This is a genomic window from Microbacterium sp. NPDC055357, from assembly GCF_053644835.1.
Map to the genome: position 1 here is coordinate 6,740 of NZ_JBSHLZ010000009.1, position 13,461 is coordinate 20,200.

Sequence of the window (13,461 nt, forward strand, 5' to 3'; positions counted from 1 at the left end):
GGGAAAAGGAAAAAAGAAAAGCAGCCAAAAAGCCGAGGGCACCCCCCCTTTTCTCGGCCCCTTTTTGACGTTCCCCCGGGAAGGGGTCAGGCGGGGCCGGAGGTGAGGGCGTCGTCGATCGTCGCGTGGACGAGCGTCGAGAGGTACGAGCCCGGGTTCTCGACACCGACGGCGGCGAGCAGCGACGTGGACTGACGCACGATCGAGCGCGAGAAGTCGGTCGCCGTCGCGATCGCCTCGGCGTACGCCGCCCGGTCGGCCTCGGCGATGACGACGGGCTCGCAGCCCAGCTCGACGGCGAGCGCCTGCCCGATCGGCAGCACGGGCGCGGGTGCCGTGACGGCGGCGAAGCCGCCCGCGAGACGGCGCAGGTCGATCGACGTGCCGGTGAACGCGATCGCCGGATGCACCGCGAGCGGGATCGCGCCGCCGGCGACAGCGGGACCCAGGATGCCGGTTCCCTCGGCCGGATCCGTGTGCAGCACGAGCTGCCCGGCCTGCCACGCGCCGACGTCGGCGAGACCGGCCACGAGACCGGCGAGCTGGTCGTGCGGCACGGCGATCACGACGAGCTCGCTTCGCCTGACGACCTCGAGCGGATCGAGCAGGGGCACGCCGGGCAGGAGCGCCTCGACGCGGGCGTCGTCCGAGCCGCGCGTCACCCCGACGAGCGCGTGACCGGCGCCCGCGAGCGCGAGTCCCACGATCGGGCCGACGCGACCCGAGCCGATGATGCCGACCCCGAGCCTGCCGTCGCGATTCATGCGCGCGGCTCCTCGGCCTCGCCGTCCGCACCGGCCGCGTCCTGCGCCTCGGCCTCGCCGGCGCTGACCTCGACAGCCGCGGCATCGGCGGAGTCCGGCACGACGCGGTCGGGTGCCGCCACGGCAGAGACCGGCGCCCACGCGTCGGCCTGGGGCAACCCGGCCCCCTCGGCAGGCCCCGCCTCCGCGGCAGGCCCCGCACCCTGAGACGACCCTGCATCCTCGGCAGGCCCCGCCTCCGCGGCAGGCCCGGCCCCCGCGGCAGGCCCCGCCTCCGCGGCAGGCCCCGCACCCGCGGCAGCCCCCGCACCCGCGGCAGGCCCCGCCTCGGCGAACGTCGGCGCACCGCCGTCGGGCGTGACCACCGGTCCACCCGCCCCGGCGCCGGGCGCCCACGTGCCGGGCCCGGCATCCGCCGACTCCGCCGCGACCTGGTCCGCCAGGGCCGACGCTCTCCCCGCCCACCGGTGACTGCTGTCGACGGCGGCGGCCGCGTTCGCCGCGGCGATCACCTCGCCGAACACGTCGAGCACGGCATCGCGGTCGATGATCCCGAGCGCCCCGGAGACGGGGCCGAGGATCGTGTGCGGCTGCAGGTTCGCGATCCGCAGGCGCCGGTCGACGGGACCCTGCGCGATCGCGACGCTCTGCAGACGCGCGAGGGGGAAGATCCCGAGCTTGCGCCAGATGGCGCCGCGACGCACGAGGAGGGCGTGCGGCGTGAGCTGAAAGCCGTTCCGCCGCCACGAGAGGGGGCGCAGCAGACGCGCCCGCCGGGGTGTCGTGGTGAACGGGTCGTCGGCGCTCGGGCGCAGCAGCCCCTGCTCGATGACGAGCGGCCAGTCGTCCTGCGGAAACCCGGGCAGCAGGAGCCCGAGCACGCGCTCGACGTCGGCACGGGTGCCGACCGGCAGCACCGTCGCGAACTGATCGGAATTGACATCGGTCGCGCTGCGGCCCGACAGCCGGTTGACCGAGACGGCCCACCAGCCGAACCGACGCCACAGGATCGACTGCGACACCTGCACGGCGTGCACGCGGCCGGGCGGCAGGATCTCGGTGATGGTCGTGAAGAGCCCGAACGTGATGCGCACGCCGCTCGAGGTCGGTGCGATCGAGTAGCGCAGCGATCGCGTGATGCTGCGCGCCCAGTACGCCCCGAAGCCGATGGCGGCGGGCACCATGCCGAAGAGGATCCACGGCGTACCGAAGATCGATCCGACGATGATCGCGATGATCGCGAGCACGAGCGCGATGGTCGAACCGCTCAGCAGCTGCGACCCGATGAGCCGCCCCACGGGGATGTGCACGACCGATTCGGGCTCGACGTCGGACTGGTCCGCACCGTCGATGATCCCCGAGATGCCGGCGCTGACGATGGATGCCGCGGCGGAGACGCGCGATCCGCTCGGGCCGGCGGCATCCGGTGCGGCGTCGCCGAGCTGCGCACCCGAGGCGAGCCGCAGGATGTCGGCGCGCACGGCCTCGGCGTTCGGCGTCGACAGGTACTCGAGCTTGACGTTGGAGTCCAGGCCCGCGCCGACGACTTCGAGCTTGGCGAGCCCGAGCAGCCGAGCGATCATGGGGCGCGTGAGGTTGACCCCCTGCACGCGGTCCAGCGGCGCTCGGCGGTGCGTGCGGAACAGCACGCCGCTGCGCACCTCGACGTCATCGCCCGTGATGCGGAACGTGTGGAACCGCCACGACACGTAGAAGATCCCGATCAGCAGGATCACGACGCCGAGCACGGCGAACAGGGCCACCAGCAGCAGGTCGTTGGACACCACCCAGTCGATGGGGTCGCCGGAATAGTCGCCGTAGCCGTCCATCGCGGGCAGGAACAGCTCGATGAGCCGGTCGCGGAAGTTCGCGATGATGATGCCGGCCACGACGACGAGGGCGAACCCGCCGCGCAGCAGCGGCGTGAGCGGGTGCATCCGGTGCCATTCGCCATCGCTCAGCGGCGACCGCACCAGGCGGCGGGCGGGGGGCGGCGGACCTTCGGCGGGGATGCCCGTCACAGTCCGGTCCGGCGGGTTTCGGCGACGTCGATCAGGGTGTTGCGCAGACGCTCGGCGGCATCCTGCGTCAGCCCGGGGATCGTGACGCCGGTGGCGGCCGCGGCCGTGACGAGCTTGAGCTGGGCGATGCCGAATCCGCGGTCGAGGGGGCCGTGCGTGATGTCGACGAGCTGCATGCGGCCGTACGGCACGGCGACGACCCGCTGCCACAGGATGCCGCGGCGGAACACGAGGTCGTCGCGGCGGAGCTGGTAGCCGTACGAGCGGGCCTGACGGGGTGTGATGACGAGCGTGAAGATCAGCAGCGCCGTGCCGATCCCGCCCGGGATCCACACCCAGACCTGGTTCAGCACGAGCCCGAGCACGAGCATCGCGGCGACGACGAGCGCGAGGAAGAACCCCGTGACGATGAGCTGCACGCGCACGTACTGCCGCGCGAGCTGGTGCCATGTGCCGTCGCCGAGCGGCAGCCGACCCTCGGCGCGCGGCTCCTTGATGCGATCGAACGTGCCCTCGTCGAGGGTCGCGTCGGGCCCGTACGGCACACTCTCGGCCTCGGATGCCGCGGCGGCAGCCCGCCGCTCGGCCCGGGTCGCCGGGGCCGGAGCACTCGCCGAGCCCGGAGCCGATTCCGCGTCCGCGACGGGAACGGGCGCCGCCGCCGCGCTCTCGACCGGCGTCGCGGGTGCGGCGTCAGTGTGCGCGGGGTTCGAGTCCGGGGTCGTCGCCTCCGGGCTGTTCGTCATCGTGGTCCTTCCGGATCGTGCACAGGTGCTCCGCCACGAGCGCTGCCGCCATGAGCAGCACCCCGCAGGCGGCCGTCGCGATGACGGTACCCGTCGAGCCTAGCGAGGGCGTCACGGGCAGGGTCACGAGGAAGATGCCGAGACCGGCGCCGAAACCGCCGAGCGCGGCGCCGACGATGCTCGACGCCTTCGCGAGCATCGCGGTGCGCAGCGCGCGGAACGGATTCACGATGACCCCGGTCGCCCCCCGCGTCGCGCGGCGGATGGGGATCGCCAGGGCGAGCACCAGCCCCGCGAGGCAGATGAGCAGGATCGGCAGCGTCACGGCGGGCGTGAAGGTCGGCCGGCCCGCGGCCGTGAGCGCCTGGTCGAGCGCGAATCCGCTCGCCGCGCCCAGCACAGCCGCGCCGATGAGGACGCCCGCGCCCGTGCGCTTCACGCCCGCCCCCGCAGGCGTGCCAGCAGTTCGTCGACGCGACCGCGGCCGGGCAGGACGGCGTCGGGCGCGACCGCGAGCCACGGGATGAGCACGAAGTCGCGCTCGGCTGCCCGCGGGTGCGGCAGCGTCAGCTGCGGGTCGTCGCTCGCGAGGTCGCCGTAGGCGATCAGGTCGAGGTCGAGCGTCCGGTCGTCCCAGCGCGCGCGACGCTCGCGGCCGTGCGCTGCCTCGATCGCGTGCAGGTACGACAGCAGCACCGAGGGCGCGAGCCGGGTGCGCAGCAGCGCGACGGCGTTGAGGTAGGCGGGCGCGGCGGCATCCGGACCCTCGGGCTTCACGGCGACGGACTCGACGGGGGCAGACGCCCGCACGTCGCCCGTGAGCGGAAGGCGAGCGAGCCCCTCGATCGCCTTGGCGAGCGTCGCGGCGCGGTCGCCGAGGTTGGCGCCGAGGGCCACGACGGCGTCGACCGTCGGCCCGGCCGGGGCGGGGGCCGATTCGATGCCCTGCGCGAGACGGCGGCTCATCGTGATCCCGCCGTTCCGCGGCGCACCGTGACGGAGACATCCGCGAACGGCACCGTGATCGGCGCGTTCGGCTTGTGCACCGTGACGACGACTCCCTGCACGAGATCGTGCGCCAGCACGTCGTCGGCGATGCGGCTCGCGAGGGTCTCGATGAGGTCGACGGGGTCGCCCTCGACGATCTCGACGAGGCGTTCGGCGAGCTCGCCGTAGTGCACGGTGTCGGCCACGTCGTCCGACGCGGCCGCGCGCGCGGCATCCACCCTCATCGTGACGTCGACGACGAACTCCTGCCCGTCGCGGCGTTCATCGGGATACACCCCGTGGCGCCCGAACGCGCGCACTCCCGTCAGCGTGATCTCGTCGACGGCGTCCATCGATCGTCTCCTTCCCACGCGGCGGCGATGCGCAGGGCATCGCGCGTCGCCGCGGCGTCGTGGACGCGCACGGCCCACGCGCCGCCCTGTGCCGCGAGCACGCTCGTGACGGCCGTCGCGAGGTCGCGGCGCTCCTGCCCGATCGGCGCGTCCGAGTCCGTCGCGAGCGTCTCGGCGAGGAATCCCTTGCGACTCGTGCCGATGAGCACACGGTGCCCGAGCCCCGCGACACGCTCGGTGGCGCGAAGCACTGTCCAGTTCTGCGCGCCGCGCTTGCCGAACCCGATGCCCGGGTCGACGATGACGCGCGCGGGCGGGATGCCGGCGGCACCGGCCGCCGCGACCCGCTCGCGCAGCTCGTCGAGCACATCGGCCACGACATCGTCGTAGGTCGCACGCGCGTACATGTCGGCCGACGGTCCGCGCCAGTGCCCGAGGGCGATGTCGGTGTCGGTCGCGGCGACGGCCGCGAGCATGTCGGGGTCGGCAAGGCCCCCCGAGACGTCGTTGACGATGCGCGCTCCGGCATCGATCGCCGCGAGCGCCGTCGACGCGTTCAGGGTGTCGATGCTGATCATGGCGCCGGCCTCGGCGAGCGCCGCGACGACGGGCAGCACGCGCTCGCGCTCGAGGGCGGCCTCGACGCGCTCCGCGCCGGGACGTGTGGACTCGCCGCCCACGTCGAGCAGGTCGGCGCCCTCGGCGAGCAGCCGCAGACCGTGCGCGACCGCGGCATCGGCGTCGTGGTGACGCCCGCCGTCGCTGAACGAGTCGGGGGTCACGTTGACGATCCCCATGACGAGGGTCATTCGCGCGTCGCTCCCACGAGCACCATGATCTCGGTGCGGGCCGCGGCGTCGGCGAACTCGCCGCGCGCCGCGATCGTGACGGTCGTGGCATCCGCCTGCTGCCCCCCGCGCATCGTGACGCACTCGTGCGACGCGTCGAGCACGACCAGCACGCCGCGCGTGTCGAGCGACCCCGAGATCGTGTCGGCGATCTGCTCGCCCAGACGCTCCTGAACCTGCGGGCGCGATGCGAGGATGTCGACGACCTTGGGCAATGCGCCGAGGCCCACGACCTGCTCCCCGGGCAGGTACGCGATGTGCGCGCGCCCGCGGAACGGCAGCAGGTGGTGCTCGCACACCGAGCGGAAGCGGATGTCGCGCAGCATCACGGCACCGGACGGCAGGGTGTCCGGCGCCGGCCCGCGTGCGACCGAGATCGTGTGCGCGAGCGGCTCGGCGGCATCCTGCCCCACTCCCGAGAAGAACTCGGCGTACGCGTCGGCGACGCGCTGCGGCGTCACGCGCAGGCCGGCACGATCGGGGTCCTCCCCGATCGCCTCGAGAAGCTCGCGGACCAGACCCGCGACGCGCTCACGATCGACGGCCACGCCGCGAGCCTACGCGGTCGCGGGACGCGCCTGACCGGCAGGACGGCGCGTCGCCGACTTCTCGGCGGCGGCCTGCGGATCCGACTCGACGGATGCCGCGAGCCCCGCGTCTTCGCGGCGGCGAGGCACGTCGACGGGCGGCAGCTGCGACACGGGCCGCTGCTCGCTCGAGAGCCACTGCGGGCGGGGCGGCAGCTTCCTGATGTCCTTGAAGATCTCGGCGAGCTGCAGGTGGTCGAGCGTCTCCTTCTCGAGCAGCTCGAGGGCGAGCTTGTCGAGCACGTCGCGGTTGGCGTTGAGCACTTCGTAGGCCTCGTTGTGCGCCTGCTCGATGAGCGCGCGCACCTCGGCGTCGACGCGTTCGGCGATGCGCTCCGAGAAGTCACGGCCGTGACCCATGTCGCGGCCCATGAAGACCTCGCCCGACGACTGTCCGAGCTTGACCGGTCCGACGTCCATCGTCATGCCGTACTCGGTCACCATCTTGCGCGCGATGCCGGTCGCCTTCTCGATGTCGTTCGAGGCGCCGGTCGTGGGGTCGTGGAAGACGATCTCCTCGGCGACGCGGCCGCCCATCGCGTAGGCGAGCTGGTCCTGCAGCTCGTTGCGTGTGATCGAGTACTTGTCATCGAGCGGCAGCACCATCGTGTAGCCGAGCGCCTTGCCGCGCGGGAGGATCGTGACCTTCGTGACCGGGTCGGTGTGGTTCATCGCCGCGGCCGCGAGCGCGTGGCCGCCCTCGTGGTAGGCCGTGATCAGCTTCTCTTTGTCCTTCATGACGCGGGTGCGCCGCTGCGGGCCGGCGAGCACGCGATCGATCGCCTCGTCGAGCGCGCGGTTGTCGATGAGTTGCGCGTTGCTTCGCGCCGTGAGCAGTGCCGCCTCGTTGAGGACGTTCGCGAGGTCAGCGCCCGTGAAGCCGGGAGTCTTGCGGGCGACGACCTCGAGGTCGACGCTGTCGGCGAGCGGCTTGCCGCGGCCGTGCACCTCGAGGATGCGCTTGCGACCCTGAAGATCGGGGGCGTCCACGCCGATCTGGCGGTCGAAGCGGCCCGGACGCAGCAGAGCCGGGTCGAGGATGTCGGGGCGGTTCGTCGCCGCGATGACGATGACGTTGACCTTGGGGTCGAAGCCGTCCATCTCGACGAGCATCTGGTTGAGCGTCTGCTCGCGCTCGTCGTGCCCGCCGCCCATGCCGGCGCCACGGTGACGGCCGACGGCGTCGATCTCGTCGATGAAGATGATGGCGGGGGAATTCTCCTTCGCCTGCGTGAACAGGTCGCGCACGCGCGATGCGCCGACGCCGACGAACATCTCGACGAAGTCCGAGCCCGAGATCGAGTAGAACGGCACGCCGGCCTCGCCCGCGACCGCGCGCGCGAGAAGCGTCTTACCCGTTCCGGGCGGGCCGTACAGCAGCACGCCCTTGGGGATCCGGGCTCCGACGGCCTGGAACTTCGCGGGGTCCTTGAGGAAGTCCTTGATCTCCTGCAGCTCTTCGAGCGCCTCATCCGAGCCGGCGACGTCCTGGAACGTGACCTGCGGCATCTCCTTCGTCACGAGCTTCGCACGCGACTTGCCGAACTGCATGACCTTCGACCCGCCGCCCTGCGCGCTGGACATGAGGAACCAGAACAGCAGACCCAGCAGCAGGATCGGGATCATGAGCGAGAGGATGCCGTCGAACCACGACGCTCGCGGGACGGCGTCGTTGAAGCCGTCCTTGGGGTTCGCGGCGTTGATCGCCGAGACGACCTCGTCGGCACGGGCGGAGACGTAGTAGAACTGCACGTCGTTCGCGCCCTCGAAGGGCTTGGACAGCGCCATGTCGACGCGCTGGTCGCCGTCGGTCGTCGTCACCTCGGTCACGGTGCTGCCGCGCAGAAGCTCGAGACCCTGCTGCGTCGTGATCTGCTTCGCCCCGCCGAGACTCGAGATGAGCGTGAAGCCCACGATGAGCAGCACGCCGATGAGCACGACGTACACGAACGGATTGCGGGTGAGCTTCTTGGCCTTCATGGTGACGGCGAGCGCCGGTCCCTTTCGTCGAACGAACCGTCGAAAAGGGCGCACGTGTCCCCGCGACAGTGTTTTCAGGGTATCGCGGGCACGCTATGCCGATCCTGTGCATTCGCCCACGGCGTACCCCACCCACCGGCCCCTGCGCCTGCCACGGCCCCTGACCCCGCCCGGTCCCTGAGCCTGTCGCGGTCCCTGAGCCTGCCGAAGGGTCGCCCGCCACTCCCCCGGCCCCTGAGCCTGCCGAAGGGTCGCGATGCGCGGGCCCTGCTCGGCATGCCCCCGCGCCGGCCTTCGGCCGCCACTCCCGCCAGACCCGATGCCAGCCTCGCAGGGCCCGCGCATCGCTCTCGACTGGCGTCAGCTGTAGACGTGGGGCGCGAGGATCGCGACGTCGCGCAGGTTGCGGTAGCGCTCGGCGTAGTCGAGGCCGTAGCCGATGACGAACTCGTTCGGGATGTCGAACCCGACGTACTTGCAGCGCACCTCGACCTTCGCGGCCTCGGGCTTGCGCAGCAGCGCGAACACCTCGACGGATGCCGCACCACGAGCTTCGAAGTTCTCGAGCAGCCAGCTGAGGGTCAGGCCCGAGTCGATGATGTCCTCGATGATCAGCACGTGCTTGTCGTGCAGATCGGTGTCGAGGTCCTTGCGGATCTGGACGACGCCGCTCGATTTCGTGCCCGTGCCGTACGAGGACACGGCCATCCAGTCCATCGGTGCCGTCATCGGCAGCGCCCGCGAGAAGTCGGCCATGACCATGATGGCGCCCTTGAGTACACCGACCAGCAGCAGATCCTTGCCGGCGTAATCCTCTGCGACGCGATCCGCGACCTCTTGCAGCTTCTCGTGGATCTCCTCCTGGGTGAGGAGGATCTCGGTCAGTTCGCTCTGGATGTCCGCAGCCCGCATGCGACGAGTCTAGGCGTCGCCGCGCACGGTCTGGGGACTCACGACGAGCACCTCGACGACCTCGGCCTTGTCGGGCGCGGTCATCACCCACGTGAGTTCGATGTACCAGTCGCCCCCGTCGATCTCGCGGCGGAAGCCGTCGGCGATCCGGCGGCCGCCGTCGGTCTCGCGCACGCGCGACGTCGTCCACCCATCGGTGACGAGGTGCTCGGTGATCGCGGCGGCGGCATCGGCCGACGCGTCGGACTGCGACACGAGCACGATGCTCTCGAGCGCCTGCCACCACGCGGCATCCTCTGCCGACCCGGCGCCCAGGGGCGACTCGTAGCGCGGTTCGGACTCGGAGAACCCGACCTCGTCGACGAGGTCGGTGGGGATCACGGCGACCGTGTCGGCCATGAGCGCGTCGGTCGCTGCGGCGTACTCGTCGAGTCTGCTCGTCGTCGTCATGCTGCAACCTCCGAGGGTGAGGGCGAGGGCGGCCGTCGCGAGGACGGCGATGAGTCGTCGCATCCGTCACTCGACCTGTGTATAGGTGGGCGAGTAGGTGCTGAGGTCGATGCCGTCGATCGTCACGACGCCACCCGACGTGACGATGACCTCGTCGGGGGCGAAGAGCTCGACTTGTCCGCCCGTGATCACGGCGACCATGTTATTGAACGACGTCGACCCCGGTGTGAAGACCGAGCTGTGGCTGTCGATCGCGGGCGGCATCCAGTTGCCCGGCACGTTGTGGTCTTCGATGTCGGTGCTGCCCAGGTCGCTGCCGTCGATCATGCCCGTCTCGAGCCGGATGACGCCGCCGGCGGTGAGCGTCGACTGGCCGTGCAGCGCGTGCAGGTCGCCGGCGTTGCCCTGGATGAGGCCCACGACGCCGTCGTTGCGGCTCATCAGCGCATAGTGCGGCACGCCGGAGGTGTGCGGGAAGTCGCTCACGCCCGAGACGCCGTCGCCCATGCCCGCCGCCGCGACGTAGAGGATGCGGTCGGCCTTGAGGCCGGCCTGCTCGGCGAGTCCGACGGTCGCACCGCCGTAGCTGTGGCCGAGCACCGTCAGGGTCGAGCCCGTCGGTGTGACGATTCCCCCGGCGAAGTCGCGCAGCCTGGGGGCGAGCGCGTGGGAGTAAGAGGGGTCCATCGCGGCCGGGATGTCCTGCGGGAAGGGCCCGCCCGCCCACTGGAAGACCGCCGATGTCGAGCCCGCCGCCTGGTACAGATCGGCGGCACGGTCGTCGGCGAAGTCGGTCATGTTCGCGCCCGTGCCGGGCACCGAGATCGCCACCGACGTGACCCACGACGGGATGTCCCCCGTCTCGGGGTCGATCGGCCCGTGGTAGGTCGCGATCGCACTCTGCGCCGGGTCGAAGACGACGACGCGCGACCCCGTGTACGAGCTCGGCACACCGTTCTCGTCGATGAAGCGCACTTCTTGTGTCAGCAGTCCCTCGTAGTAGTCGATGAGCGTCTGCTGCTCGGCGACGAGCTTGTCGTACTCGGCGTCGATGCCGTCGTGACCGTAATAGGCGCGGTCCTTCGCGTCAGCGCGCATCTGTTCGATGCGCTCGATCTCGGCCTGACGGGCGCGGATCTCGTCTTCGATGTTGATGTGGTTCGCCGTGACCCGGTCGGCGATCGGGATGCCGTCGAGGTTGCCGATGATCTTCGGCGACGCCTCGATGAGCGCATCGCGCTGGGCGCGGTCGAGGCTGTCCCACACCTGACGGATGAGGTGCGGATCACCGAGGCCCGCCAGCTGCTCGGCCGTGATCGAGTCGGTGTCCTCGGCCCACAGTGCCGCCGACGCGAAATAGCCGCCGCGACCGATCCGGCCGTCGTTCGTAAGTTCGGCGACGAGGTGGATGCTGCGCAGCCGAGCCGCGGTCGCACTGTCGAGCTCGTCGCGCTCGACCTGCAGGTCGTTGTAGGCGGACTGCGCCGTGCGGTACGACTCGATCGCGCCCCGCCAGCGTGCGAGGTAGTGGGGCTTGTCGAGGTAGAGCCAGTCGGGCAACACGTCGTCCCACCCGAGGGCCCAGCCGACGATCGTCTCGGACGCCTGGTTGAGTGCTTCGCCGCGCCGCGCCCAGATCGCGTCGTACCGGGTCTGCGCCGTGGCGAGCGCTGCGGCGGCGCGGGCCTGCAGGTCTTCGAGTGAGGTGGCGTAGTCGTCGAGGATCCCCGCTGCCGAATCGGCGGCATCCGAAGTGCGGGTGAACCGTTCGGACAGCACCGTGATGCGGGGGCGAAGCGCCTCGGCGCTCTCGGCGATGACGGGCCCGAGGGCGGCGAGCGCGCGGCCCGAGGCGGCGCTGCGGTCGCGCTGCGCGGTCGAGCGGGAGCGGAACAGGCTCGCCAGATCGCGGATGCCGCCGGCATCGCCCTGCGCCGGATCCTGATCGATTCCGGGAAGGCTCATGCGCCACCTCCCGCGAGTTCGGCGTCGGTGCGCTGCAGTTCGCTGTGCACGATGCCCGTGTCGGTCGCGAGCTCGTCGCCCGCTTCGGACAGGGCGTCCATCGCGGCCCGGACGAGCTCGTCGACGTCGCCGAGCGCCGCCTCGACGACGTCGGACTTCACGACGGCGTTGTCGGGGCGCGCTCCGTCGGCTGCGCGGGCCGCCGCCGCGCGCAACTCCGTCACCGCGGTGGTGAAGTCGGAGTCGCTGTACTGCACATCTGGCACGAGCCCAGACTATTCATTCGCACGAGCGGTCCCATGGGGAGGAATGCCCATGTCGCTTCCGGCCGGACAATCTAGGCGCGGACGCGGGGCGGCAGCCCTCGGACCGCCGCGACGGCATCGGACCAGCCCCGGTACAGCTCTTCGCGCTGCTCAGCCGGCATGAGTGGCTCGAAGATGCGCTCGAGCTGCCACCGGTCGTGGATGTCATCCCGCGCCCACATGCCCACTTCGCTGCCGGCGAGGTGGGCGATGCCCAGCGCCGTGCGCTCGAGACCGACCGGCCGCGAGACCGGAATGCCGAGGATGTCGGCCTGGAACTGGCACAGCAGATCGTTTCGTGTCGCCCCACCGTCGACCTTGAGCATCGGGATCTCGACGCCATGGCGACGCAGATTGTCGACGTTGTCGCGTGTCTGGTACGCCATCGCCTCGATCCCCGCACGCACGACGTGCGCCGCCGAGGACTCGAGCGTGAGGCCCACGATGGCCCCCCGAGCGTTGCGATCCCAGTGCGGGTCGAACAGCCCGGCGAATCCCGGCACGAGATAGACCCCGCCCGTGTCGGGCACGCTGGATGCGACGGCCTCACTGTCGCCCGCATCCGAGAGGATGCCCAGACGGTCGCGGAGCCACTGGATCGTCTGTCCGCTGTGGAAGACGACGCCCTCCGCTTCGTAGGTCACCTTGTCGCCGAACTGCCACGCGACGCTGCTGCACATGCCCGGCAGAGTGCGCGGCACGTCGCCCATGTTCACCGTCAGCACCCCAGCCGTTCCGAAGGTGTTCTTGGCACTGCCGGCTTCGAGGCAGGCCTGGCCGAACAGCCCCGCCTGCTGGTCGCCGAGGACGGCGGTCACGGGAACGGGATGCGGCGCCGGAAGCACGTCGTGCGCGACGTCGCCGAACCAGCCTGCGGACGGCACGATCTCGGGCAGCAGACTCGTGGGGATGTCGAGCATCGCGCAGAACTCTTCGTCCCATTGGGCGCGCGCGAGGCTCATGAGCCCCGTGCGGGACGCCGCGCTGGGCTCGGTGCGATGCGCCGTGCCGCCCGTCAGGTTCCACAGCATCCACGTGTCAGGAGTGCCGATGGCTAGCTCACCGCGCTCCGCGCGCTCGCGCACTCCGGGAACGTGGCGCAACAGCCAGGCGATCTTCGGCGCCGAATAGAAGGAGTCGTTGCGCACGCCGGTGCGCGAGCGGAACTCGTCGTCGAGGCCGCGCTCGGACCACTCTCGCACGATGTCGTCGGTCTGCTTCGACATCCAGGTCACGGCGTTGTAGACGGGCACCCCCGTCGAGCGGTCCCACATCACGATGGTTTCTCGGTGCGACGTCACCCCGACAGCGGCGACATCGGCCGCCGTGATGCCGGCACGCTCGAGCGCGAGGACGAGCGAGCGGCGCGGTGCGTCCCACATCTCCTGTGGGTCGAACTCGACCCACCCTTCGCGCGGGAAGATCGTGGCGACCGGCGCCGACGCTTCACCGACGGTGCGACCTGCGTCGTCGATGACGATCGCGCGGGCGCTGCTGGATCCCTCGTCGAGGGCGACGACATATCTGCCGGTCACGGCGGACT

General features: G+C 71.2%; 14 protein-coding genes. All 14 read right to left on the reverse strand.

Going from position 1 to position 13,461, the window contains the following annotated elements; all coding sequences use genetic code 11:
- Nucleotides 1-86: 86 nt before the first annotated feature.
- On the reverse strand, nucleotides 87-764 hold the full coding sequence (locus tag ACWICD_RS11745) for a DUF2520 domain-containing protein (protein ID WP_376128795.1): 678 nt from the start codon (nucleotides 762-764) through the stop codon (nucleotides 87-89).
- Entirely contained in the window at nucleotides 761-2,785 is a 2,025-nt protein-coding gene (locus tag ACWICD_RS11750; RefSeq protein WP_454140271.1) for a PH domain-containing protein, read from the reverse strand. The genes ACWICD_RS11745 and ACWICD_RS11750 overlap by 4 nt, the downstream gene beginning before the upstream one ends.
- Complete coding sequence (locus tag ACWICD_RS11755; RefSeq protein ID WP_376128878.1) at nucleotides 2,782-3,282, reverse strand: PH domain-containing protein; 501 nt, start codon at nucleotides 3,280-3,282, stop codon at nucleotides 2,782-2,784. The genes ACWICD_RS11750 and ACWICD_RS11755 overlap by 4 nt, the downstream gene beginning before the upstream one ends.
- A gap of 196 nt (nucleotides 3,283-3,478) precedes the next feature.
- Nucleotides 3,479-3,970, reverse strand: a complete 492-nt coding sequence (locus tag ACWICD_RS11760) for a DUF3180 domain-containing protein (RefSeq protein WP_454140272.1) — start codon at nucleotides 3,968-3,970, stop codon at nucleotides 3,479-3,481.
- On the reverse strand, nucleotides 3,967-4,497 hold the full coding sequence (gene folK, locus ACWICD_RS11765) for a 2-amino-4-hydroxy-6-hydroxymethyldihydropteridine diphosphokinase (RefSeq protein ID WP_454140273.1): 531 nt from the start codon (nucleotides 4,495-4,497) through the stop codon (nucleotides 3,967-3,969). The genes ACWICD_RS11760 and folK overlap by 4 nt, the downstream gene beginning before the upstream one ends.
- Complete coding sequence (gene folB / locus ACWICD_RS11770) at nucleotides 4,494-4,871, reverse strand: dihydroneopterin aldolase (RefSeq protein WP_454140274.1); 378 nt, start codon at nucleotides 4,869-4,871, stop codon at nucleotides 4,494-4,496. The genes folK and folB overlap by 4 nt, the downstream gene beginning before the upstream one ends.
- Nucleotides 4,844-5,680, reverse strand: coding sequence for a dihydropteroate synthase (gene folP, locus ACWICD_RS11775; RefSeq protein ID WP_376128803.1), 837 nt, complete (start codon nucleotides 5,678-5,680; stop codon nucleotides 4,844-4,846). The genes folB and folP overlap by 28 nt, the downstream gene beginning before the upstream one ends.
- Nucleotides 5,677-6,267, reverse strand: a complete 591-nt coding sequence (gene folE / locus ACWICD_RS11780; protein ID WP_454140275.1) for a GTP cyclohydrolase I — start codon at nucleotides 6,265-6,267, stop codon at nucleotides 5,677-5,679. The genes folP and folE overlap by 4 nt, the downstream gene beginning before the upstream one ends.
- 9 nt (nucleotides 6,268-6,276) lie before the next feature.
- The gene (gene ftsH, locus ACWICD_RS11785; protein ID WP_376128807.1) at nucleotides 6,277-8,286 is read right to left on the reverse strand and encodes an ATP-dependent zinc metalloprotease FtsH; all 2,010 of its coding nucleotides are present in this window, start codon (nucleotides 8,284-8,286) and stop codon (nucleotides 6,277-6,279) included.
- 360 nt (nucleotides 8,287-8,646) lie between these two features.
- On the reverse strand, nucleotides 8,647-9,198 hold the full coding sequence (hpt, locus tag ACWICD_RS11790) for a hypoxanthine phosphoribosyltransferase (RefSeq protein WP_376128808.1): 552 nt from the start codon (nucleotides 9,196-9,198) through the stop codon (nucleotides 8,647-8,649).
- Between the two features lie 9 nt (nucleotides 9,199-9,207).
- Nucleotides 9,208-9,711, reverse strand: a complete 504-nt coding sequence (locus ACWICD_RS11795; RefSeq protein ID WP_454140276.1) for a hypothetical protein — start codon at nucleotides 9,709-9,711, stop codon at nucleotides 9,208-9,210.
- 3 nt (nucleotides 9,712-9,714) lie between these two features.
- On the reverse strand, nucleotides 9,715-11,613 hold the full coding sequence (locus ACWICD_RS11800; RefSeq protein ID WP_376128812.1) for an alpha/beta hydrolase: 1,899 nt from the start codon (nucleotides 11,611-11,613) through the stop codon (nucleotides 9,715-9,717).
- Nucleotides 11,610-11,879 (reverse strand): hypothetical protein, encoded by a 270-nt coding sequence (locus ACWICD_RS11805; RefSeq protein ID WP_376128813.1) that lies wholly within the window; start codon nucleotides 11,877-11,879, stop codon nucleotides 11,610-11,612. The genes ACWICD_RS11800 and ACWICD_RS11805 overlap by 4 nt, the downstream gene beginning before the upstream one ends.
- 71 nt (nucleotides 11,880-11,950) lie before the next feature.
- Complete coding sequence (locus ACWICD_RS11810; RefSeq protein ID WP_376128815.1) at nucleotides 11,951-13,453, reverse strand: FGGY family carbohydrate kinase; 1,503 nt, start codon at nucleotides 13,451-13,453, stop codon at nucleotides 11,951-11,953.
- Between the last annotated feature and the right edge of the window lie 8 nt (nucleotides 13,454-13,461).